Genomic DNA, 21810 nt, shown 5'->3' on the forward strand with positions numbered 1-21810 from the left:
CCCCTCGAACCTCGTCACAAGTCAAGGGTTCGCGGGGCAAATTGCGATTTTATTGGCGGCTTAACTTGGATGGATTGCCTTCAGATGGGGGTGCTTGTATATACAACCTGGCCTTGAGTGAGGGTTGTTGGAAGGAACATGTTCCTTCCAAATTTGGCGAAAGCTCAGGACGCGGGCCAGTGATTTGAAGGCAAATCGAAAGCGCCGGGGCGGCGCTTGTCATGCTTTCCCAAGCGGTGTAGAGTGCGGATACCTCTAGCGTCTATGACGCATCGACATGGCGGTCAGACCGAACTGACATTCCGCGTGGGCCTCACTGGCCTTTCTTTGCGCGGCACGCCCCACCTCCCTTCTTCGCACGCGAGCAGCGTCCTTACGACATGCATGACATGTCGCAAGCGCGTTGCCGAGCGGTCGCGCCTCATTGGATTCCTTGCTCTTCCGAGCATCGAATAATCGCCTGGCATCCGCCAGGAAATCCCTTTAAATCGTTTCTCGTGAGAAACCATGGAATCCTTTGCCAAAAACATGATCTCGCGCCCGCTCAAGCTTTCTGCTTTTTGCATGGCGCTGTATCTGGCTTCGCAGTCATTCATTGTTGGTGTGTTCTTTGCCGCTGTCGGCTTCTTCTACCTGAAGGAGAAGGTGCTGCAGTGGGGCAAGGCTGTACCAGCTGCGCCGAAGGTTTCGATGCCGGAGCACGACTCCAAGCGGAAGCCGACGAATGACCAGGTCGCCGAATCGCCCGAGCAGAAGTACGCACGCTCGGCTGTGGTGACGCCAATCCGTCGCACTGGAACGCACGATCGTTCCTAACTCCCTCGCCGCCCGGTTCTCGGGCGCCTTCCACCTGTCGCGGGTACCCGTTACCCGCCGACAGGTGGGTCTCCGGGTGCCTGTCCGGAGACCATCATGGAAACAATGACAGCAGGGTGGCAGCTGGACTTCTTCGATGAAGCGGCCGCCATCGTTGTGCCCCCACCCAAGATTGACCCGTTGCCGGACCCTTCGCTCTGGAGCGACGCGGTACGCGAGCAGATGGTCGACGCGCTCATCAGCCTGGCCTGTGACAGCCGCCGTGGCGACAACATGCCCGAATCCCTGGTCGACTGTGCTGAGCTCTTGCGAGCCCGTATGCGGAACAAGGCGCTCGATTTGGAGGAATACTCCATGACGATCGGCTGGATCTTCGGATACTGGGACGGAGCGCTTCCCTACACCTATGTCTGCGCGGTTTGCGGGGTAAGCCCGGAAGTCTTGCAGGATGTGATTCTCAACAACGCCCGCCTGAAAGCCGACCTCGAGGGAGTAAAGCGGTTGTGCTGCGGGTCTCTTCTTTGACCAATACCATGACTCTGTTAGGAGTACTCAAGCGGGCGGTCGCCACTATCCTGGGCCAACCGCCGGTGGTGGCGTCTCGGGCCGCCAATGAAGTTCCCGTCGGCACTGGCGCGGACAACGAGTTCCAAATCCTCATCAATGGCGTCCCCAACCTCTTTCGGGACGAAGGCGACCATGTCGTTCACTTCGTTGCCGTGTTTGATAGACGCATTCAGTACACGGCGTTCGGCCACAAGGTTCTTCCCGAGGTCGTTCCGCGCTGGCACAAGCTCGGCAGGCACGATGGGGAATGCGTGACGCCGCAGTCCGTTGCCGAAGCCGTCATGCGCGAGGCGAAAGAGGGAGCGAGCGCCGCTCCGCTTCCACAGTCGAAGGGTTCGGATGAGTCAAGGGAATCTCGGGGACCGCGGACTGGTCAGCATCAGCGCCCAGACCTCCGACCTGCCAAAACCGAACCTCGCTCTGACGGTAACGCATCGCGCTCGAACTATACCGTTGGCAAGCTGGTCGAGTGGGGTGAAATGGAGTTCCCGAACCGCAAACCTGGCGGCAAGGCGACATACACCTCCTTCGCGGTAAAGTTGGACACCCACGCCGGCGAAAGGACATTGCAGGGCGAAGGTTTGAAAGATGCCCTGGCCGACGCCGCTTGCAAAATCGGCGACCGCGTAGGCATCAAGCGCTTGCACAAGGAGAAGGTGCCCGCCTTCAACCATGCGACCGGCCGCCCTGTTCTTGACCCCGAGACTGGGGAACAGAAACTCTGGGACCGTTGGGTCTGGCAAGTCAATCGCATTCATTAACAAGGAAGCAACATGGCATCCGTGAACAAAGTCATTCTCGTTGGCAATCTCGGGGCAGATCCTGAGGTTCGCTACATGCCCAGCGGGGACGCTGTGGCCAATATTCGTATCGCTACCACCGATCGCTATAAGGACAAGCAGAGCGGCGAGATGAAGGAAGCCACTGAATGGCACCGCATTTCGTTCTTCGGCAAGCTGGCTGAGATCGCAGGGCAATATCTGAAGAAGGGCTCCTCCGTCTATATCGAGGGGCGCATTCGCACCCGCAAGTGGCAGGATCAGTCCGGCCAGGACAAGTACAGCACCGAGATCGTTGCCGATCAGATGCAAATGCTTGGCGGTCGGGGCGGATCGTCGAACGATGACGGCGACGACGGCTATGGCCGTCAGTCGCAAGAAAGCCGCCAAGCCGGTGGAAATGAGGGCGGCCAAGGTGGCCGCCAACGCGGCCAGAGTCGCCGCCCGCAGCAGGCGCCGTCGAATGGCTTCGAAGATATGGATGATGATCAGATTCCGTTCTGACAAGCCATAAGTCGCAGCTTTACTCATGCCTCCCGCGATTCCGCGGGGGCATGCCCCTCATCCTCGGCTTCGCGCCACACCCGTTTCTCCCCGATCCAATCGCTGTGCTGAAAAGACATTCTGGCGCCTCAGGCAGCCGGGATGTCCTTTGAGCAAGCGTTCCTTCGCCTGTCTCAGGCATCGACCACTCTCCACAAGGAGCCATCCCATGAAAATGCTGAGTGATATCGTGAAGAACTGGACGCCCGCTCACTGGGACGCTCTGATTGCGCAGTACCTGCCCGCAGACGTCCTCACGGACGGCTTCTGGCGAGGTCGCCCTGGTCCGTGCCCGATCTGCGGAGACGGCACAGACAGATTTACCTACGACAACAAGTGGGGCCGCGGTGACTGGGTGTGCCGCAAGTGCGATGCCGGTGGTCCCAAAGCGGGCGACGGTATCGAGTTGGTCTGTCGCTACACCGGCATGTCGTACCTTGAGTTGCAGCGACGACTCAATGGGAAGAGCGGCGAGCCGTTGCCAGCGAAAGTGTCTGACATCAGGCCGGCCTGCCGGCAGCGCAGCAAGGGGAGCGCATCCGTTTTGATGCGCCGCGTCATAAAGCAGGTCACCAGCTCGACTCCGGTCACGGCAGGTGACCATGCCATGCGCTATCTCGCCGCCCGAGTTCCAGGGTTGCGCGCTCCGCTGCCACATGGACTGCGGCTGGCCGTGCAGGATTACTGGCACGACGGGAGCATTGTCGGGCGGTACCCAACGATGATTGCTGAGTACCAGCTGCACGACGGCCGGATTGCTACGGTTCACAGAACATCGTTGCACCCGGCCAAGCCAGAGAAGGCGATAGTCGTGTCGGAGGACGGCGAGATCCTTCCAAGCAAGCGAAATTATCCGGGCGCCTTGCCGCTTGACGGCGGTGCCGTGCGGCTGATGTCGCCTCGCGATGGAGCGATTGGCGTTGCGGAGGGCATCGAGAATGCCTACGCAGCGTACATGCTGTTCCGGATTCCGACCTGGTCGTGCCTGAACCGCGTGCTCTTGAGCAAGTTCGTAGTGCCCGACGGTATGGGCATCGATACCGTGCACATCTTCGCCGATTTTGACAAGGTGGACCCGAGGACTGGCAAGTCACCGGGAATGGCCGACGCGCTCGCCCTCCAAAAGCGCTTGCGCGCCAATGGCTTCACCGTTGTGCTGCATCGGCCGAAAGTCCGAGGCACGGACTACTGCGACGAATGGCGAACCGTACACCGGTTGCGCCTGATGTCCCAACAGGCAATCGCCGCCTGACATTTTCGCCACCCGAGAGGTGGCGTTCCTTTCAACTCTGCCCGGTGGGTTCGCCCCACTGGGCGGAATCCCGTGTGTGGCAGGACTTCAGGAGAAGCACCATGCCACAGAAGGGTTTTACCGCCATCGTGAACAGGCTGCACATTCACGCAATGCGTAGCACCGCCACCAGCGAAGTCCAGGCTGGTCAGTCGGACGCCCAGTTCTTCCACGTCTACCGAAGGGAAGCCTCGGGCAATATGACGTTGGTCGAGCGGAATCTGTCGTTTGATTCAGCGCTCGACTATTGCCTCGCGCCAGCCACGCTTCACTGAGCGCAAAATCCACTTCAACAAAAAGCCCAGCAGAAATGCTGGGCTTTTTTGCTTTCTGGTGTGGGAAGGCGTCAGCCGGCGTCCTTGGGAGGGCGCCACCCGCGATAGACGACCATAATGGCTTCCAGAATGCACCAGGCGATCAGCGCGTAAAAGAGGAAACGGTTCTGATCCTGGGTGGTGGAAAGATACTCGAAGAATTTCATGGTGAAGTCCTGTCGTCCGTTGTGATGGTTGTAGCTTGCCACGAAGTGAGCGCCAGTCAAGCCGGAGCGGGTCAATCGAAGAATCGCGACATCGCTGAGTTCATCGCACTAAGGTCCAGTGCGCTGGGAGCGGGCACGGCGGGCACCTCGATATCCGCTGGCGCATCCCGGGAGATTTCCTCCCTGACGAGCTGGGCTCTCGGGGTGGAAGCAGCGGACTGCCCGACCGCTGCGACATCCTGGGGCGGTACGAACGCTGTCTCGGAGCGGTACATAAGGGTGGTCAGGAGTCCACCTGCAGGCGCCGGCGTTGCCGCAGCGCCTTCTTTTACCCCCATGACCTGCGCGCCGATCTCCGCCAGACGGCGGAAGACCTCGGCACGCAGGCGCGGGTCGTTGACCTGCGCAAGCTGCGCGTAGAGCTGAGGCGTCGTCATCGGGTTGAGGGTGACTTTGATGGCGAGCTTCTCCATAGTCGTTACCCGCGCGCTTGCCGTGCGCTACCGATGTCGAAGAATCCGCGGACATTGGCGTAGCAGGGCGATTCCATTGCGACGATATGCGAGCGCGGGAAGGCGGCACGGATGGCGCCGGAGTACAGCGCGCTGCCGCCACCGGTGAGAACAATGGCTGCGATGTCTTCCGTGCGGCCCACCCGCGTCTGCATTTCCTTGACTGCGGTTTGGCATTGGGCCTTGGCGACTTCGAAATATGGGCGCAGGTCGAGCATCTTGTTGTAGTAGCGCATGAGCTTGCCGTCACGCAGGGATTTGTCGATGCGCTCGATGCTGCCAGACGGCTCGCCACCTTCGTCCGCCGAAAGGAGTTGGGCGACCTGTTGGTAGATTCGCGACGATCCGCCGGGCACGCCGCCGCTGCGGGTGTCATCCATCATGTAGCCACGGGCGACAACCCAGTCGGTCGTGAAGTAGCCCACGTCCACGATCAGGCAGTTGTCATCGGGGTCCAGGTCCTTGCCGGATTGACGCATGAACGTGACCAGCGATCCGAGGGGCTGGGGCAGGGCGACGACGCGGTTGATGCTGACGCTTCCGGCGCCGAAGTCATGCGTGCCAGCAAAGCGTTCCTGCAGAACGCTGGCGTACTTCTGCAGGGTATGGACAGGAAGGCCGAGGATGAGCTGGCCAACGTCCCTGGCCTGTGAATAGTGAAGCGCACCGAACAGCAATGCAGCATACTCCGGCGTCGTGACGAAGTCTTCCGAGAGGGTCCGCCCGGTATTGCCATAGGCAGAGGTGATCGAAACGTCCGGGCCCACCTCGTATTCAGCGCCGTCCACGGTTACGTGAACGACATCGCGCGACTGGAAGTAGCCGTCACCGTGGTTGGCGAGGCTCGAAGCCGATCGAGTCGGGGCCAGCGAAGGAAACATGCGGGTCGCAACGTCCGCACCCAGGGGAAAGGCAAACTTGGTGTTGCCGTAGCCGACATCGACCGCAATGGTTTTGGTGGTACTCATCTGAAGACTCTCCTTGGCTTGTTGAAGGTTGCCGGAGCGCAGCGGTGTCACATATCTGACAGTCATCTGATAGGAATGTGTTAGGTGGTGTCACTAGGTGTCAGCGGGCGTCACCACGTCGCGCTGATCTCACACCTACTCACACAGACCTGACACTTGCTAACACGCATCTGACACTGCGATCCGATCCCTTTCGAATCTACCCGGTGCGACGCGAAGTCAAGTTGTCGAATGCTGGCGAATTTGACGGCGATTTCGTTGCGACGCGGCTGAGTTTCGGTTTATCCTTTGAGCACCTTCAGCGTCCCCGACGCATCGACCTCGCCACCAGTTGGTGGCAAATCCCAGGCAACTACGACCTCAAGCAGGACGTGCGGACGCCCAGTGTGCAGGCCGGAAATTGATCGGCATTTTTTTCAATCAAATCAAGCAGACAGTGGCCGACATTGAGGAAGGCTGCACACCGCGATAACACTCGATCTCAGCGCCGATGTGCGCGCTGTAACGCAATGAGAGAGATTTTGGGAGCGCACAGTCGCACAGTCCCAAGGCTCCATCACGGAAGACACGTCCATTCAGCGAGAGAGCTGGGTACGGTTCAGGAGGCCCGAGACACTGCGGCCAAGGTGAACTGACTTTGGGACGGGGGATTGGATGCGATCGGGCCAGACGGCTATCGCGGATCCCTTTACTTGACGACCGGTAGGCGCAGCCGGCACAGAAATGCGCAAGAACGATTTGCCCAAGAGGCTTGCGATGGTGGACCACAAGGGTCGCTATCGCAGTCGCGTCGATCGACGCAGCGGCTTGGGTATTCGCGGGGACGGGTTCGGCGTGAGCCGGGCCATGGACTACGCGGACGGTCGGACCACAGTTCTTCCCTGTGTCTGGTCGATCGAGTGCTATCGCTAAAGGCAAGGAAGGCAGTCCCCCAAATCCGGTGGGGAGAAGTAACCGGCAGGTGTCGAACGAACGGGGCGTTTGACAGCGTTGGAAAAGGGCTCGCACCGTAAAGCGCGCCCCCGCCGTGGTGATATCACGGCTGGCCAGGACTAACGAGCATGGGTATCAGGATCGATTTCCGGGGAAAAATCAGGAGCTACGCGTTCCCCGCGCGGCTGGAAGGCGAGCTCATCGCGCTGTTCGAGGACAACGTGGACCGTGTAATCAGTAGGTCGAGGCGCAGCAGAAATGCGCTGAGCATCAAGACGCAGGAGTATCGCCTTCTCAATGTCTGCGCCGCAGTGCGCGAGCTGCGGCAGGAGGGTGGCTATGCGGTTGAATCTCCGTGGTCAATTCGGAACAAGCACGTCCAATGGTTGGTTGAAAGCTGGGTTCGGAAAGGGCAAACAGCGGGAACGATCGAAAACAAGCTCACCTATCTGCGCGCGATGGCTGAGTTCATGAACAAGCCGTATTTGATCAAGACGCTTGCTGAATACGTCGATCGCACTGAGCATGGGCTCGTTCGCCACTATGTTGCCCAAGAAGACAAGTCTTGGTCGGGGAATGGCATCGACATTGAGGCGAAGATCGCGGAGATTGAGAGGACTGATGAGTGGGTAGGCATTCAGCTTCGCTTGATGTGGCTGTTTGGCCTGCGTGTTGAGGAATCCGCAAAGCTTCAGCCAGGCGCGGCGGTGCGCGGCGGCACGCTGCACGTCGAACGCGGAACGAAGGGTGGGCGGAAGCGAGAGGTCTTAATCGACATGCCGGAGACACAGTACCCGTTGCTTGCCAGAGCGGCGTCGCTTGCCAATCTCAGGACGGGCTCAACCACCCCGGCGGACTATACACTTGACCTATGGATGAGCCATTTCTATGAGGTACTGCGAAAGCATGGTCTGGTAAGGAAGGAGACGGGCTGCACTGCGCACGGCCTGCGCCATGAATATCTCCAGGGGCTGTACCAGCGCAGTACCGGCGATGCTGCGCCGGTCAAGCGAGGCGCGCGGCTCGCCAGTCGTGAGGTGCATGAGGAGGGACAGCGCATCGTTGCCGAAGCCGCTGGGCATAGTCGTCCCACTAAGTCGAACGCGTACTTAAGTACATACGCCGTTCAGGAGCGACTCTCCAAACCGGTTGTCAAGCCTGGGCAGGCGGCGTTGGCACTTGCAGCAGCCAACGGAAACAAATCCCACGCTGCGCTTGCGCTTGGCATCAGCCGCCGCTCGCTGTACCGACTCTTGGACAGCTACGCCGCGGGAGATCAGTCGTGAAGGTGGCGCGGCGAGTCGCGAGGTGAACGCGCTGTATTGGATTCTGGTGTTGATGTCCTTCGGGCTGTTGTTGGCTCTGAGGCCTGGCCGGCGCTTCTTCGGACTACCATCGCGATCTTGATGGGGAGTGCCTGCGATGGGCCTCACAGTACGAAAGGCACGCCTCTGGACGTGCCTTTCGTGTTTTTGGAAGGAACATGTTCCTTATGTCCGGGCGCCCCCTAACGGGCAAATGCGAGAGCCATGGCAAACGTTCCCGGGTGTCGTACGAGGTGAGCGAGCGATTGCGCGTCGCGCTTTGCGCTCACGGCGTCGCCGGACAAGAGCCATGGGAAGGCGACGCGGCGCGCAGGCTTTTCGCCGGGGTGTGGAGTAGGCGGGGGAAGGTCGATCGGCGCCGTGCGCGCAGCGCCTGCCAACGCCGGGAAGGGATCGACCCTCGCGAAGTGGACAAGCTCGGCGATGCTCACCACGCTGTATGCCGGCGTCGCATCGTTGCGAACGACATAGGCCGCGGCACCGACGCCCGGCACGTAGATCGCTTTCCACAGATACCCAGGTACCCGGACACGTCCGTTGAGCGTGGGGCTGTCCTCGGTGAACGCCGGACCTGTGACAACTTGGATGGAGCCGTGCTCGCGTGCGAGCCTGCGCGTGGACGTCTCGAGATGACTCCACGTCCGGCGGTTGGACACGCTGTGCTGCGGCACGATGTTGGCAAGGCTGAAGCTCTCTGCCTGCGAGGCTTTGTCGGCAAAGTCCCCGCTCGCTGACCGCGGTCGTAGCCCGAGCGGGCGTAGTCCTGCAACCTGGCCCGGTCCGCAGCAGGCAGCCGGCCTTCTTCGTAGAAGTCGCTGTCGCGCGGCAGCTTGCGGGCCGCCTCCACCGCTGTGGGAGTCAGCCGCTCGGCCGACCACAGCGCCGTGCGGGTGCTGGGCGAGTAGAGCACCGCATAGGCGCGAAAGCAGAGGAGCCGTGTATCCCGTGCCGCCTCGGGAACGGCCGGCTGGCCCGCTGACAGCACGTGCGGGCAGGGCGCGGCGTCTTTGGCAACGGCTGCGGTTGCTGCGCCCAGAGCGAGCAAAAGGGCGATGAAGGAGCGGAAGACCCCATCAGGGAGGAAGGTAAGTGAACACCCTTCCAGCTCGCCAGCCCAGCGCAGAAGTCAAGGCGTCACGGCTGCCAATGGTCTGGCACGCCATCGATGGCCTTGCCGATGAATTCGTGCAAGTCGAGGAGCGGCCATTCCCGGTCGGCCAGTGCCTCTTCTGCGATCTCGGCGCACAGCGCCGGCACCGGCTCGAAGCGGACCATGGGCGCGCCGTCGACGTAGATGATCTTGGCGCGCTGGAGCAGTTTCTGATAGCGGGCAGCCTGCGACACCACGGTCTCGGGTGGGTCCACGTGCTTGAAGTCGTACCCGGGTTGGGCGAGAGCCGCGGCCATGGCGGCGAACTTGGGGCCAACCGTCTCCCAGTCCGAGGTGGTCGCCGCGAGCAGGTTCAGGAAATAGGGGATGTCTGAGCTGGTGAGCGCGCGGCGCGACATCATGGATACGGCTTCCTGGTCGGCAGGGCGATGTTCGATGCGGCTATTCCAGATGGCGCTTAGCCGGGTGAAGGCGGTGTTCTTGTCCGCATCCATGGTGACGGGAGGCGTCGAGATGCCGCATTCTTCACAGACGATGACCGCCTGGAGACGGCCGGCGATATAGGTGGGGGCGCCATCGCAGTGGGCGCATTGTAGGAGGCCGCTGGGCATGGGAAAAGATGAGGGTCGGGAAATGCCGGCATTATGCCTGCCCCGAGGGCGGCGCCCAGCGGTCCAGTGCGATGAAGCGTTCGAACAGCGGTCCTGCTAAACCGCGTCGATGGCCAGATAGCCGGCTGTGGTGTTCAGGACTTCCTGGCGGGCGGTGTTCTCGAAGCCCTGCAGGATCTCGGCATGGTCGCGTAGCGCGGCGCCGATCTGCCAGAACTCGTTGAGCCAATGGCCGGGTGGGCCCATGGGGCCCCCAACTGGCCGGTGGTGATCGCCCCCCGAATGGCGAGGACGGTCTCCGGTTCCGGGTATTCGCGTTCGTTGTCGTTGTACTGCGGCATGCCTATCTCGGTTGGGTGGCCCATTGTAGGGCCGGGTGCATCTGGAAGCCGTCGGCTTGCCGGAACAGTTCGGCGGCGCCTCGGACATACTGAAGAATCCACGCGGTTGCGATCCATCGCCTGCCAAGTCGCTCGGCAGCCAGGCCTGTGCGGATCGTCCCGCCGAAAGGATCGACCACCAGGTCGCCCGGTCTGGACAGGAACCGCGTGAAGAAATCCGGAATGTCGGTCGGCTGCATGGCGCCGTGGGTCGGCAGGCCGAGCGACTGGGCGGCCCGGCGGTAAGCCCGGGTGTCCGCGCAGTTGTGGCCACGCTCGATGACATTGCGAGGCAGCCGGCCGGCAGTCTGGTTGCCAAAGGCGCTCGCTCGAATACGGTAGGCACCGTCGCCGTACACCGCGTTGCGAGCCTCGCCGCCGGCGGCCATCAGTTGTCGGTGCCGGGCGGTGTGGGCCTCGAGGAGCTGGCGGTTGTCCGCGCGCACGCACGAGGGATCGTTGGTGAACCACAGCACTGGTTCGTAGGCGGAGGCGAGCTGGACACGGTCGACGCAGGCCCATCGGGTCGGCCCGGGCGGCTTGCTGTAGTTGACCCAGGGGACGCGGCCCATCAGGGAAAGGCCAAGCCGGTCATGCAAGGCCAGCGTGAGGCGCTCTATATAGAGCGAGCGGGCTGGGCTGCGCGGCTCGACGATGTCGTTCGACACATTGAGGACAATGCTGCCGCCCGGCACAAGCCCTGCAACGATCGGCTCGAGGGCCTCGCACAGGATCGACATACTGCGCTTCCGTGGGATTGCCGTAGGCCCGGGCCTGGCGCAGCGGGTATGGCGGCGAGGTGACGCACAGCGCAATCGGTTCGCCAAGGCCGCGGAAGATTTCCTCGTGGCGCGCCCAGACGGCCACACCCAGGGTGGTGCTGAAGGCGACAAGCCGAACGCCGTCGGCGGCGCGGTCGAGCTCGTTCGTGACAGGCTGCGTCAGCCGCCAGAAACCGGCGCGGTCCGGAATGCGCTCCACGACGCCAATGGCCTTCAGCGTCTGCTGATGCCAGCGCACGGCGCGCTTGAACGGGGTGTGCAGGGTGCCAGCGGCGCCGATCGGGACTTTGGCTTGAGCCTGGGCGAGGTCGATCCCGGCTGCGGTCGCCACCGCATCGTAGAGCTGGGCGGTGGCGATGCCTTCGGCTGGCGCGTCGGCGAACGCTGCTACCACGTGTCCGAACAGGTTCAACTGCTCCATCATGCAGCGCCCCGTGCAAGCGCACGCTCGCATGCTGCCGCGACGTCGAGCGACGTCACAGGGAAGGCGTCGTGCACGGCGCCGTCGAGCAGCCGGCCCGCCGCTTTCTTGCCCACCGCGTGCATCACCGTCACGGGGAACCGGCCCTCGTCGCGGGCGCGCATGAAATCTTGACCGCGCTCGAGCTGCGCGCCATGCCTGTCGAGGCAAATTCCGCCGGCGATCCACGTCGCGGCCTTGCTCACCCATTGCTCATAGCTGGCGAACTCGCGGAAGACCGGCTCACTGGAGGAACCCGCCACGACTGCCGTGTGCCAGTGCCCCCATTGCTTGAACAGGAAGGGCACGCCGGCTGCCGCGCATTGGTCACGCAACGAGCGCGGCCATGCCGGATGCATTGGGCGGGCGCCCGTGCCGCTCTCACCGCCCACGATGACCCAGTCCAGGGAGCCCGGCGCATAGTCGTTGCCGGAGGTATGCAGCAGTTCACCGGTCAGAGTCGAGAACACGTCGACATGCCCGAGCAGCGGTTCCATGGAGAGGAAGCGCGTCTTTGCCGGCGTGCGCAGAAGCTTTGGGATGTCGCGGTCGGCTTCCACCTGGTTCACCACGGTTGCGCCCAGCCAGATATCGGCGGGGGCATTGCCGGCGATCCACGTAGCCAGCCACGGAACGAGGGGATTGTCCGCACAGTCGTCGCGCAGCATCAGCGTGTTGAACGCATCGCACAATCGCTTCGTCGCGTTGCCGATGCGCTTGGTTAGCACGAGCTTGTCCAGGTTCGGCGTCTGGCGCCAGGCATCGAGCATATCGATGAACCACTCGATCGGCACCTCGTTGTCGAACACATCGGCCAGACTCGCGCAGAAGACGCGTTGCCGGCGCCCGTGTACCGTGGCGAAGGCGTCGTGCGCAGCGTTCCAGTGCAAGGGCTTGCGCCAGTTGGCGGCGGATGTGCGCCGGCGGGGCGCACCGGGGCCCCAGTTTTGGGATTGGCCACTGCCGAAGCGTGCGTTGCGGGCCTCAGCGTAGCAGTGGTCGCAGCCGGGGCCAACCCGCTGGCAGCCTTCCCATGGATTCCAGCTGTGGTCGGTCCATTCGATCTTGGTGTTTTCGCTCATTTCGTTTTCTCGAACATGTCCATGGTTCGGGTGTCCCGGGTATGGGATGGAAAAGCAAAATCCCTGGCCTGCCGATTCGCGGCTGTGCCGGTGTCTGTGGCGAAAGAGGAATCAGCCACCGAGGATGATTCGTGCGGACACTCGCAGTGCTGCGTGAGCGCATGGGCGAAATGCCGGGCGTAGGTTGAGACGGCACGCCAATACGCCGCCATGGGGCCTTTGCGACGGCGCCAGGACAATTCGGCTTCGGCGTTCGATGCCTCGCGCAGTTCGCGGAGCACCGCAGCGATGGCTCGGCGTTGCTCTGGTGGGAGGCGCAGGAGCTGCTGTGCAGCAGGTAGACGCAGGAGGGGATTGATGTAGCCCATCGGGTCGGTGGAAGGTGAGGGATGCTTCCAGCCTATCCAATCGCGGGCAAAGTCAAGCGGGTGCAGGGAGACCCGTCACGTGGGTGCCGAAAGGCCGAACTTCGCCGCGGCGGCTCTAAGGGCGTCCACGTCGATATCGCCGGAGGCGATGACAGCGAGGACTTCCTCGGCAAATCCATACAGTGCAGTGAGTTCGTCAGCGACGATCTCGCCGACGTAGAGATAGAGTTCAAGGGGGCATTCGCCGGACCATGGTGGTCTCTGTCGCCATGCACGCCAGCAGGGACTCGGCGTGCTCGGGACCGATGCCGAGATGCCGCTGGACAAGCGGGACAGACGCGGCGCGGTACTGATGCACCAAACGGATGGCCTTCAGATAGATTCCGTCCATGCCTAGTAGCCCAGAACGTCCCGAACGGCGGCAGCCGTCGCCGGGATCGTCTCGCGCTTGTCGTAGGCGATACCGGCCATGAAGGCGACATAGGTGACGGTCAGCGTGCCATCGCCGTTGTCGACTGCTGTATTGCCGTCGTGCAGCTCGATGAACCGGATCAGCTTTGCCGGCGTTGGTACCCGCCCGCTCATGTAGAGCTCGGCCGGGGCAGCCGGACACACGTGATCTGCTGGTCCTGAGGGCGCCATTCGATCAACGGTACGCCGTTGGCGCGGTAGAACGCCTGCTTCTGCGCGAGCCTGGCGTCATAATCCGCGTGGCCCGTCATGCCAAGGACTTCGTTGACGTCCTCTCCTGCCTAAATGCAGGGGATTCCCACAGCTGGCGATGCACGTCCGCATCGGAGAATGTTCAGCGCAGCATTGGTATCCCGGTCATGCACGACACCACAGCTACTACAGGTCCACTCTCTTATTCGCAGTCCTGCGATACCTTTCGGCCGCGTCGTGCTGTCTTTCGAACCACACGCCGAACAGGACTGGGTAGAACCGCTTTCGTTCACTTCCTCAAACGTGGCCCCGTGCGCAATCGCTTTGTAGCGGAGCTTGTCCCGGAAGGACGACCAGGATGCGTCGTAGACGCTCTTCGCCATACTGGTTTTGGCGAGTTTCACAGCCGACACGTTGCCGACTGCGATGTAGTCGAAGCGTCGAACCAGATCGAGCGCGAGCTTGTGCTGGAAGTCGGCGCGGGCATTCGCCACCTTGGCATGCAGCTTGGCAATATGCCGCTTGTGCTTTCGCGCCCGCTGCGCCTTCGCCAGCCTTTGGGCGGCATGCCGGCCAAACCGGTCATTGGGAAGTTTCTCACCGGTCGAGAGCGTGGCGAGGTCCTTCAAGCCAAGGTCGATGCCGACACCGGTTTGAATCGGGCGCGCCGGCACATCAGCTACCTCGATAACGATGTTGAGAAACCAGTTCCCGCGCGCATCCTGCGCAAAGTTTGTGCCGTCCTTGATCTTGCCGGCGGGCAACAGGCGGCTGTTGAACACACGGAAGGTATTCCCGGCAAAGCGAAACGCCTCGCCCTCTCGTTTCAGATCGCGGCCCTTCAGGGGCACCCATCCAAGGCACTTCCTGCCGCGGTATCGCAGGTAAGGACGGCGATGCTGGCTGCGCGATTTCGCGTACTGCTCGCACGTCGCATTGACGGTGCCGGAATGGATACCGAGTTCCTTGCTGCTACCGGTGGTCAGCACATTCAGATCGAACCCGCTCGGCCATTTCTTACCCCATTTGAGCGCATGCTTCTGCGTGTCATTGCAAAAGTTCCAGACGAAGTTCACCGCTCGGCTCTGCTTGTTAAGCAGGCCGTTGAGCGACTTCACCCGGTATCGGTAGACAAGGATCATGCCGCTCATTCTAACGTGGGAGCAAGTCCGATGACGACCTCCGGTGCCACGTCGGTCAACACAAAGTCGGGGTGCATGGCGGCTCGGCCAATGTGGCGCAGCGGTTTGCGGAATGCCCGCTGCAGGCCGACCAGATAGTCAGCCATGGCAACCTCGCAAGGCACGAACTGGCGGTTGGCCAGCATGGCCGCGGCATCGACCACCGTTAGGTAGCCTGATTTCGACCGCTCGACCAGCAGGACGGCGACGCAACGCTGTTCTGCCTTGCCGATGCCGGACAGGGCGCCCCGAACGACACCTGCAGGCGCGCGTAGAGGTCGGCGGCCATGAAGAAGCGCTGGGTACTTTGGCGCAGCACGAACTTGCCACCGAACTGGGTCGTGCCGTGGGATTCGATTTGGCCGATCGCGATGCCGCGCGGGTTGCCGGCCGGAGTGGACGTGAGCCTGCCCTGCCATGCTTCGAACTCCGCCAGGATCTCCGTGTTGTGGCTCGGGTCCCACCGTTGCATGACGTGCAGCAGCCCATCGGCCGGCTTTCCGTTGATTCGGCATTCTGCCAGCTCCGTTGTCAGCTGTGACCAGCAGGCGTTCCAGCCGCGCGAACCCGTTCCCGGCCATACGTTCAGCCCCTGCTTGTTCCCAGGCGTATTCCAGAAACGCAAGCAGCCCCGCCGAACGCCGTTGCGGCATGGTGCTCTGCCCCTTGGGTGCTCGCTGGACGGTCTTGGCTGGGGTGTGCGCGCTGACCGAGAGCGAGGCATCGAGGCGGATGTCATGGTGGCCGTCCTTCATCCGGAACGGGTCCAGGTTGCCGCTCGCGCCCGACTTGGCCAGCGCCTGGCGGTTGAACGGGCAGCCTGCAGCATGGTGGTGTGCCTGTTCCGGCCAGCGCACGAGCAGGAAGATGTCCCGATGCCGGCGAATGACCAGCTTGGGCCGTGGGCGCCGAGTGCTGCATCCGCATTCCGCAAAACCCTGGACCGTTTTCGCGCGCTCGAGGTGACGCGCGTAACGGCCGGGATCTTCCAGTACATCGTCGAGCGGAAACTCGTTCCCGCCAATGCGCACGGTGATCATGGATTCCTCTCCTTAGACGCCGGCTTCCCGGAACATGGTGTACAGATCGCGCCGGATCTCGCTTACGTCGAGCAGACGCTTGGCGCGGGTCATGGCGACGTAGAGCAGCCGCATTTCTTCCCGCGCCATGGTCAACTTGCCGTCGTCGCCGTTCCTGAATTTGAAGTCGCCGGCGAGCTTCACGCGGTCCCACTCAAGGCCCTTGGCGCGGTGGACGGTGGACACGATGTAGTCGGCTTCGTCCTCTGGGGACACGCGGGTGAGGATCAGGCGCAGATAGTCCACCCCCTCGTTGTCGATCAGCTGCACCAGCGGCTTCAGGTCGCGGCCGGCGAACGACTCGGCGTACTCCTGAACCTCCTCCCAGGTCTCGAACAAGGCGAGGGTGGCTGGGTAGCCAATGCGCTGGCCGCGCATCAGCTGCTCGGCGCCGTCGGCGAACGCCCGGAGCTCGTCGACGTTGGCCCGTACGGCGACGCGGTCGCCGCGGCCGATGCCCTCGGCCAGATGGGTCAGGACCGTGGCGTTCTTGCGGCAAAGGATCGCGTCGAAGCGGTCGTGGCCTGAGGTCGAATCGTGCAGAATTCGGGACTCGACGTGGTCCTGGCCGCGCACTGGCGTGTCCTCATCCATCAGCTGCAGCTCGCGGCTGGCCAGCTGTGCAATGGCCGGGCCGAACCGGAACGACTCGGTCAGCGCGCGTTCCGGGGCACGGATATGGTCCATGGCGTTGACAGCGCCGCGCCACTCATAGATCTGCTGGTAGGGATCGCCCACGTAGATGACCTGCGCCTGTTGCGCGCGCAGCACCGACAGCATCAGGCCGTCGGCATCTTGCGCTTCGTCGAACAGGATGAAGTCGGCGCCGATGCGCGGCCGGCTGCGCTCAAACAGCTTGACATAGACGTCGTGGGCGATGGCAGACGGCGCATTCGGATCAAGATATTCATCCCAGAGCCGCTTTACATACGGCAGCAGCGATTCGCGCAGGTGCTCGGCTTCCTCTTCCTTGACGATCGCCTCGACCGGGATGTGCCAAGCGAGCGGCTCTGCCTGGGCGGAGCGGCAGAAGCGCGCGGCGCCATCCATCACCATCCGGGCGACCTTGCTCGGGCTGAGTTCCAGGTCCTTGCCGATGGTGGTGGGCAGGCGTAGTTTCCCGAAGCCGTAGCGGATCGCCAGTTGATGGGGTGGCTCGACCGGATTCCTGAGCTTGCGCGTGATCTCCGGGCGCGTGGCGCTGTAGGCGAGCGAATGCACGGTGCGGCAACGGGTGTTCTGCGGAAACTTGCGGGCCGCTTCGTTGGCGATCTCCCGATTGAAGGCCAGATACAGGCCACGCGCGCAAGCCGCGGGCCTCAGCGGCCATGCGCAACGTGGAGGTCTTGCCGGCGCCGGCGTACGCCTTGACCTTGACGGCGCCACCGGCACGCACCGCCTCCACGACACACTCTTGTTCGGCGGTAGGAGTCATGCCATCTCCAGTTGTTCCGGCAGGCGCGCAAGAGCCCGTCGCCGGATGGTCAGCGCGTGCGCGCGGGAGGCCTCGGCGCGCCGTGCGGCCTCGCCGCTGACTTTGTCAACGATATAGGCGAAGTAGAGGGCGCTGGTGGGCCCGGTCCAGGCCTGCCACTTGGCGCGAACGTCAGCCCGCTGCTCGGCTGTCAGCGAGAAGTAGACGGCGCGTTTCTCGCGCCAGACGCGGGCGTGCAGTCCGCGCATCGTCGTTTCGAGCCTGTCGGAGCGCTGCTGGCGGCGAGCCAGTTCCTCGTCGGCCGAGTGCTGTTCGGCGGCCACGTGTTCCGCGAAGAGCGGATATCGGTCGCGCTCGCGCTGCTGCTTGCGCGCGAAGGCGGCCTGGCGGCGGGCGTTAAAGTCGATAGGGTCGTGGCGTCCGAGTCGGGTGAATCGCATGGGCGGCAAGGAATGGAGTGGTCTAAGACCAAGATACCGGCCCCGCGCCGAAGTCAAGGCGGCGGGCGGGCGAAGTTCGCCGCCAACCATTTTCCGAGGTGTCCTGCCGGCGTAGGCGCCGAAAGCGTTAGAATTTCGGGCGTCTTTTACCAAAATCCCCCATGTCATCCCGCAATCCGACTTCCCGGGAAATCTCCCTGGGCAACCGCCCGAAGCACGAACCGGAGTTCATCGCGCCCGGCGAGCCGCAGTACGGCGAGATCGCCCGCCTGGACGCGTTCACGTTCAAACGCTATCTGGACCGGGTGTTCTGGCATCCACGGCCGGAGGTGCTGCGTTTCGAGGTTCGTGCTATCCCATCGCCTGTGGGCAGCGTCTACGACGTGGTCGCCATCGTGGGGCAGGGCGAGGGAGAGATCTGGTTCTCCGAGGCGGCCGTGCCAGCGCGGTGGGACTATGTAGCGATCACGGAGACAAGCGATGGGCTGGGTCGCATGCAGCGTGAGAAGGCCAAGGCCGAAGGCAAGCTGCCCCAGGACTACAAGCCCTTCGTGGGCGAGGGGCCGGTGCAGGACTATGCCAAGCTCGAAAATCCGGAGGAGGTCGAGCAGCGGCGCTGGGCAGTGGTCAATCGCATCCGCGAGGCCAACCGCCGGGCGCGCGAGGCGGCAGCGCGCGCGCGCTAAGCATCCGATTCTTGTCCCGCACCGGCAGGCAGGGTAAGATTCGTCCGATTCTCCGCGCATCAGCGCATCGACCTTGCCGGCGTACCGGCCATCTTCATTTCCACCCATTGGGGCTTTTCCCAATGGGAAAGGCTCCATTTCAGGAGCCCTTCCATGCGTATCTTCTCCCGTATCACCGCGCTGGCTGTCCTCGCGACCGTCATCAACCTGTTCGCGGTCCTCTTCTTTCTTTGTACTACCGAGGACGATAGCCTTGCTGCCATGCAAGTGCACATCGTTGCGGAGATCGAGTTTCTGGTGCTGATCAGCTGGCTTCTCGCGAAGCTGCTGGGTCTGGACCGGAAGCCTGCTGCCGCCGCGTGACCGCTCAGGCCAGCGGCCGATTCCACTACCCACCGGGGAATACTCTCCGGTGGGGCGTATCCCGCCTTGCGAGGAAATGTATGACCTCCAGGCGTTTCTCTAATCCGGGCGGCAAAGGCGAGACGGTGTTTATGCATGGTGTCTCCATGTATAAACTCGTCTCTACATTCCGACAGGTGGTTGCCATGTCCAAGTCCGCAACACTTACGATCCAGAAATGGGGCAGCGCCCTCGCCGTGCGCATCCCCACCAATGTGGCGCGTGCCGCGCATTTCACGGAAGGCCTTGCCGTAGAGGTCGCAGTGGCTGACGTTGGGGTCACTGTCAAGCCGGTCGGCCATCGCAGCCTGACGCTCGCCGAAAAGCTGGCATTGTTCGATCCCGCGAAGCACGGCGGCGAGGCTATGCCCGCAGCGCCTCGCTATCCAACGTCTACGCTGCGGCATGTGAGCAGTTGAACTAGGGTATCGCCATCTAGGTACACCAATCCGGTCGCATTCGCGCTTCCGGACTCAATCACCCATCGGGAACGCGCCCGGTGGGGGCGTTCCCACTTTCTCGAGGTAACGCCATGTTTAAACTCAACACCATCGAAATTGAAGTCGGCCCGGTGCCGGCCGAGGAGGCGTGCGCGCAGGTTGGTCGCGACGACTACAGCGAACGCTCGCGGCGCGAGTGCGCGGTGTACATCCGGCAGCTGCAGCGCATCTTCGGCAATCCGGATCCCACAGTCCTGCGGTTTGTCCGCCGCGGCTTCCCGCATGAACTCGGCCGCTATCACGAAGTGGTTGCCGTTATAACCGCGGAAGGCGCCGACCTGTTCAACGAGTCGTTGGTACCCAGCGAATGGGATCACATCGCTCGCGCCGAATTGACCTGGCTGCGCTTGCAGGGGAAATGGCGCGAAACGGTGAGGGCCCGCCCCTCGGCGATCGAGCTTGTACCGGACATCTTCCAGCGTACGGAGATTCCTGATTTTCCGAATCATCCGGCTGCGATGTGGTGGGCACTGGGATTCATGCCCATGCCGATTGGCCGGGCCATCTCGATTCACTGAGGGGCCACGCCATGACCAACACCCTTGCGAAGCCGACGATCGTTGTGCATCTGGACGGCGGCCTGGTGCAGTACGTTGAGAGTGACTGCCACGTCCACGTGATCGTCGTCGACCATGACCTCGAAGGTGCAGGCGAAGACGAAGTCAAAACCCTGCCCGATGGCGGCCGCGCCACTGTCCGTCTGGAAGCCGCCACAGAAATGAGCCGCGAGTCCGCCCAGCGCTGGATGGAACTGGCCACTTAAGCGGTTCCGTCCGCGCTGATTCACCGATTCAATCCCTCGGGAGACCATCCCGACGGGGCGGTCTCCCATATTCCTTGAGAGACCGACATGTACAACCAAATCATTGAGAAATTCATTGCGGCCCAGCGTACGGCCCGCCAGGCTTACCAGGATGCTGCGCAGTTCGAGCGCGAGGCGCTGGCCAGCACGTGCACGGCCGAGCCGTTCTTTGCAGTGGGCGTCCGTTCCGAGTACCGCCAGGACGACGAACTGGAGAAGTTCTGCTTCGCCCTGGCTGGGAACGTCGTCAGCCGCGCGCGTCGGGAATTCGCGCCGGTGGGTGCGCGACTCGATATCGACAACAACGCCGAGTTCGACCGCGCAGGCCTGGATATCGGCGAAGCGCTGAAAAAAGGCAATATCCCCGATGTCGACCAGCTCTGGGCATCCCTCAGCGCGTACTACAACGGCGACGGCGGTGCCACCACCGCGTACCGGCAAGCTGCGGCACGCATTGTCCGTGGCTTCGGCTTGCACCGGAATGCGGAAGTGAAGCGCACCGCTTCCGGCGTCGTGCTCAAAAAGAGCGTCCATTCCGAGGCGGGGTGGAAATCTGCCCGCCGCAGAGTTGGTTACTACAGCACGCAGCCCACGGCCGACTGCCTGTCAGGCCTGGCTACCTTCGCCGGAAAGTCGGGGAACGCGGTGCTGGCGAGCATGCTGCAGCGAATCGATCTGCATCAGCTGGAATACACCTCACGCGAGAAGATGTCCATGCCGGGCCTCGATATCACGCTCTACAACGACAAGTGGGAGTTTACGTTCTCGCACGAGTTGGCTGAACCGCTCATGCTGTTCGTGGGCGAGTACGGCCAGGACGCCATGCAGGAACGGCACTGAGAAACGCGCTTGTTGAGGCGTTTCGCTCGGCGCAGCGCTTCGCTCGATGCCTATGACCGGGTCAGCGCGCTTGCCGCGCAGGTCCATGCCGATGCTGCGATCGTTCCCTTGCCTGTCGACCAGGCTGGCGACTTTCGCCGGTTCCTTCGACGCCTCGTTGCGGGCCTGATCGATCGGGCAAGCAAGGAGTTCGGCATCGAAGGCGCACCCGTGTGCATCGACGAGACGCGCATTCCAGTGAACGGCCACCCGAACATCTGGGAGGCCATCCGCACCGGCGATACGCCCGACCTCGACCGCTACTGGCGGGTGCTGGCCGAGCGGTACCAGGCCAGCGCCCGCACGTTGGCGTACCGGCAGGTCGCCGAGACGCTGGCCGCGGCGCTGCAGCTCGATCAGCCCAATGCCGTGCGCCGGCACGCCAAGGTCGTGCTGCTGCGGCTCAAGGCGCCGTCGGTGCCTGTGGCTGCCGCGCGTCCGTCACGGCGCGTTGCAGCAGCCGCGCATGCCGATGTGCGCGCGGCCTTGCTGGCCCTGGCCGCGTATGCGCAGGATGCGGGTGAGCCCGCGCTGGCAGGCTGCCTGCGTCAGTTCGACCATGGGGAGGTCTTCGCTGCCCAGCAGCGGCGGACTTTCCCGAGATTGGACGTCCTGCAATTCAACGAGTACTGGGAATTGCGATTCGCCGCGCCTCTCGGCGATGGCCTTCTAGCCTTCGTCGCCCAGCACCTGCAAGAGCCGGCTGCTGCCTAAGCAGCTCGGCACCTCATCCA

The 21810-nt window shown here is 62.8% G+C and carries 28 protein-coding genes and 2 pseudogenes; 14 read left to right on the forward strand and 16 right to left on the reverse strand.

Annotated elements, in window-relative coordinates:
* The first annotated feature begins 507 nt into the window (after positions 1 to 507).
* The 6 genes from J8I82_RS33295 to J8I82_RS33320 all read left to right on the forward strand — a co-directional run bounded on the left by J8I82_RS33295 (position 508) and on the right by J8I82_RS33320 (position 4271).
* Positions 508 to 816, forward strand: coding sequence for a hypothetical protein (locus J8I82_RS33295; protein WP_209763926.1), 309 nt, complete (start codon positions 508 to 510; stop codon positions 814 to 816).
* Between the two features lie 96 nt (positions 817 to 912).
* On the forward strand, positions 913 to 1341 hold the full coding sequence (locus J8I82_RS33300) for a hypothetical protein (RefSeq protein WP_209763927.1): 429 nt from the start codon (positions 913 to 915) through the stop codon (positions 1339 to 1341).
* A gap of 8 nt (positions 1342 to 1349) precedes the next feature.
* Positions 1350 to 2144, forward strand: a complete 795-nt coding sequence (locus tag J8I82_RS33305; protein WP_209763979.1) for a hypothetical protein — start codon at positions 1350 to 1352, stop codon at positions 2142 to 2144.
* A gap of 12 nt (positions 2145 to 2156) precedes the next feature.
* Complete coding sequence (locus J8I82_RS33310) at positions 2157 to 2666, forward strand: single-stranded DNA-binding protein (RefSeq protein WP_209763928.1); 510 nt, start codon at positions 2157 to 2159, stop codon at positions 2664 to 2666.
* A 208-nt stretch (positions 2667 to 2874) separates the two neighbouring features.
* Entirely contained in the window at positions 2875 to 3957 is a 1083-nt protein-coding gene (locus tag J8I82_RS33315; RefSeq protein WP_209763929.1) for a DUF7146 domain-containing protein, read from the forward strand.
* A 101-nt stretch (positions 3958 to 4058) separates the two neighbouring features.
* Positions 4059 to 4271: a hypothetical protein gene (locus J8I82_RS33320; protein WP_209763930.1), complete on the forward strand. Its 213-nt coding sequence runs from the start codon at positions 4059 to 4061 to the stop codon at positions 4269 to 4271.
* A 71-nt stretch (positions 4272 to 4342) separates the two neighbouring features.
* Here J8I82_RS33320 and J8I82_RS39205 read toward each other — a convergent pair whose 3' ends face one another.
* The 3 genes from J8I82_RS39205 to J8I82_RS33330 form a co-directional block, all read right to left on the reverse strand.
* Positions 4343 to 4477 (reverse strand): hypothetical protein, encoded by a 135-nt coding sequence (locus tag J8I82_RS39205; RefSeq protein WP_280908682.1) that lies wholly within the window; start codon positions 4475 to 4477, stop codon positions 4343 to 4345.
* Positions 4478 to 4548: 71 nt separating this feature from the next.
* Positions 4549 to 4950 (reverse strand): hypothetical protein, encoded by a 402-nt coding sequence (locus J8I82_RS33325; protein WP_209763931.1) that lies wholly within the window; start codon positions 4948 to 4950, stop codon positions 4549 to 4551.
* Positions 4951 to 4955: 5 nt separating this feature from the next.
* Positions 4956 to 5957, reverse strand: a complete 1002-nt coding sequence (locus J8I82_RS33330) for a PRTRC system protein D (RefSeq protein ID WP_209763980.1) — start codon at positions 5955 to 5957, stop codon at positions 4956 to 4958.
* 1061 nt (positions 5958 to 7018) lie between these two features.
* Between J8I82_RS33330 and J8I82_RS33335 the strand changes: the two genes are divergently transcribed.
* Positions 7019 to 8176: a helix-turn-helix domain-containing protein gene (locus tag J8I82_RS33335; RefSeq protein ID WP_209763933.1), complete on the forward strand. Its 1158-nt coding sequence runs from the start codon at positions 7019 to 7021 to the stop codon at positions 8174 to 8176.
* Between the two features lie 221 nt (positions 8177 to 8397).
* Here the strand turns inward: J8I82_RS33335 and J8I82_RS39210 are convergent, their stop codons facing one another.
* The 13 genes and pseudogenes from J8I82_RS39210 to J8I82_RS33390 form a co-directional block, all read right to left on the reverse strand.
* A complete protein-coding gene (locus tag J8I82_RS39210; RefSeq protein ID WP_336620925.1) occupies positions 8398 to 9093 on the reverse strand; it encodes a DNA/RNA non-specific endonuclease in 696 nt (231 codons plus the stop codon).
* Positions 9009 to 9200, reverse strand: a pseudogene (locus tag J8I82_RS39215) (DNA/RNA non-specific endonuclease); the annotation flags it as partial. The gene J8I82_RS39210 and the pseudogene J8I82_RS39215, both read right to left, overlap by 85 nt.
* A gap of 149 nt (positions 9201 to 9349) precedes the next feature.
* Positions 9350 to 9937, reverse strand: a complete 588-nt coding sequence (locus tag J8I82_RS33345) for a Lar family restriction alleviation protein (RefSeq protein WP_209763935.1) — start codon at positions 9935 to 9937, stop codon at positions 9350 to 9352.
* Positions 9938 to 10033: 96 nt separating this feature from the next.
* On the reverse strand, positions 10034 to 10183 hold the full coding sequence (locus J8I82_RS38675; RefSeq protein ID WP_245180420.1) for a hypothetical protein: 150 nt from the start codon (positions 10181 to 10183) through the stop codon (positions 10034 to 10036).
* Positions 10184 to 10280: 97 nt separating this feature from the next.
* Complete coding sequence (locus J8I82_RS38680; RefSeq protein ID WP_284183239.1) at positions 10281 to 10985, reverse strand: DNA methyltransferase; 705 nt, start codon at positions 10983 to 10985, stop codon at positions 10281 to 10283.
* The gene (locus J8I82_RS39445) at positions 10909 to 11523 is read right to left on the reverse strand and encodes a hypothetical protein (RefSeq protein ID WP_284183240.1); all 615 of its coding nucleotides are present in this window, start codon (positions 11521 to 11523) and stop codon (positions 10909 to 10911) included. Before J8I82_RS39445 ends, J8I82_RS38680 begins: the two co-directional genes overlap by 77 nt.
* Positions 11520 to 12641 (reverse strand): phage Gp37/Gp68 family protein, encoded by a 1122-nt coding sequence (locus J8I82_RS33360; protein ID WP_209763937.1) that lies wholly within the window; start codon positions 12639 to 12641, stop codon positions 11520 to 11522. The genes J8I82_RS39445 and J8I82_RS33360 overlap by 4 nt, the downstream gene beginning before the upstream one ends.
* The gene (locus tag J8I82_RS33365; RefSeq protein WP_209763939.1) at positions 12638 to 13009 is read right to left on the reverse strand and encodes a hypothetical protein; all 372 of its coding nucleotides are present in this window, start codon (positions 13007 to 13009) and stop codon (positions 12638 to 12640) included. The genes J8I82_RS33360 and J8I82_RS33365 overlap by 4 nt, the downstream gene beginning before the upstream one ends.
* 393 nt (positions 13010 to 13402) lie before the next feature.
* Positions 13403 to 13624 carry a hypothetical protein gene (locus tag J8I82_RS33370; protein WP_209763941.1) on the reverse strand — a complete coding sequence of 74 codons (222 nt, stop codon included), beginning with the start codon at positions 13622 to 13624 and terminating at the stop codon, positions 13403 to 13405.
* A gap of 137 nt (positions 13625 to 13761) precedes the next feature.
* Positions 13762 to 14814: an RNA-guided endonuclease InsQ/TnpB family protein gene (locus tag J8I82_RS33375; RefSeq protein WP_209763943.1), complete on the reverse strand. Its 1053-nt coding sequence runs from the start codon at positions 14812 to 14814 to the stop codon at positions 13762 to 13764.
* 5 nt (positions 14815 to 14819) lie between these two features.
* Entirely contained in the window at positions 14820 to 15893 is a 1074-nt protein-coding gene (locus J8I82_RS33380) for a DUF1173 family protein (protein ID WP_245180423.1), read from the reverse strand.
* Positions 15894 to 15905: 12 nt separating this feature from the next.
* Positions 15906 to 17367 (reverse strand): annotated as a pseudogene (locus tag J8I82_RS33385) (3'-5' exonuclease).
* On the reverse strand, positions 17364 to 17807 hold the full coding sequence (locus J8I82_RS33390; RefSeq protein ID WP_209763945.1) for a hypothetical protein: 444 nt from the start codon (positions 17805 to 17807) through the stop codon (positions 17364 to 17366). Before J8I82_RS33390 ends, J8I82_RS33385 begins: the two are co-directional and overlap by 4 nt.
* 161 nt (positions 17808 to 17968) lie before the next feature.
* Here J8I82_RS33390 and J8I82_RS33395 point away from each other — a divergent pair, with 161 nt between their 5' ends.
* From J8I82_RS33395 to J8I82_RS33425, 7 genes are all read left to right on the forward strand, one after another.
* Positions 17969 to 18493 (forward strand): hypothetical protein, encoded by a 525-nt coding sequence (locus J8I82_RS33395; protein WP_209763946.1) that lies wholly within the window; start codon positions 17969 to 17971, stop codon positions 18491 to 18493.
* A 153-nt stretch (positions 18494 to 18646) separates the two neighbouring features.
* The gene (locus J8I82_RS33400) at positions 18647 to 18856 is read left to right on the forward strand and encodes a hypothetical protein (RefSeq protein WP_012354526.1); all 210 of its coding nucleotides are present in this window, start codon (positions 18647 to 18649) and stop codon (positions 18854 to 18856) included.
* Between the two features lie 80 nt (positions 18857 to 18936).
* Complete coding sequence (locus tag J8I82_RS33405) at positions 18937 to 19314, forward strand: AbrB/MazE/SpoVT family DNA-binding domain-containing protein (RefSeq protein WP_245180424.1); 378 nt, start codon at positions 18937 to 18939, stop codon at positions 19312 to 19314.
* Between the two features lie 113 nt (positions 19315 to 19427).
* Positions 19428 to 19913, forward strand: coding sequence for a hypothetical protein (locus J8I82_RS33410; protein WP_209763947.1), 486 nt, complete (start codon positions 19428 to 19430; stop codon positions 19911 to 19913).
* Between the two features lie 11 nt (positions 19914 to 19924).
* Entirely contained in the window at positions 19925 to 20158 is a 234-nt protein-coding gene (locus tag J8I82_RS33415; protein WP_209763948.1) for a hypothetical protein, read from the forward strand.
* An 87-nt stretch (positions 20159 to 20245) separates the two neighbouring features.
* On the forward strand, positions 20246 to 21037 hold the full coding sequence (locus J8I82_RS33420; RefSeq protein WP_209763949.1) for a hypothetical protein: 792 nt from the start codon (positions 20246 to 20248) through the stop codon (positions 21035 to 21037).
* A gap of 9 nt (positions 21038 to 21046) precedes the next feature.
* Positions 21047 to 21790 (forward strand): hypothetical protein, encoded by a 744-nt coding sequence (locus tag J8I82_RS33425; protein ID WP_245180425.1) that lies wholly within the window; start codon positions 21047 to 21049, stop codon positions 21788 to 21790.
* Positions 21791 to 21810: the final 20 nt, after the last annotated feature.

The sequence above is a fragment of the Cupriavidus consociatus genome (assembly GCF_017814975.1).
Taxonomy (GTDB): domain Bacteria; phylum Pseudomonadota; class Gammaproteobacteria; order Burkholderiales; family Burkholderiaceae; genus Cupriavidus; species Cupriavidus consociatus.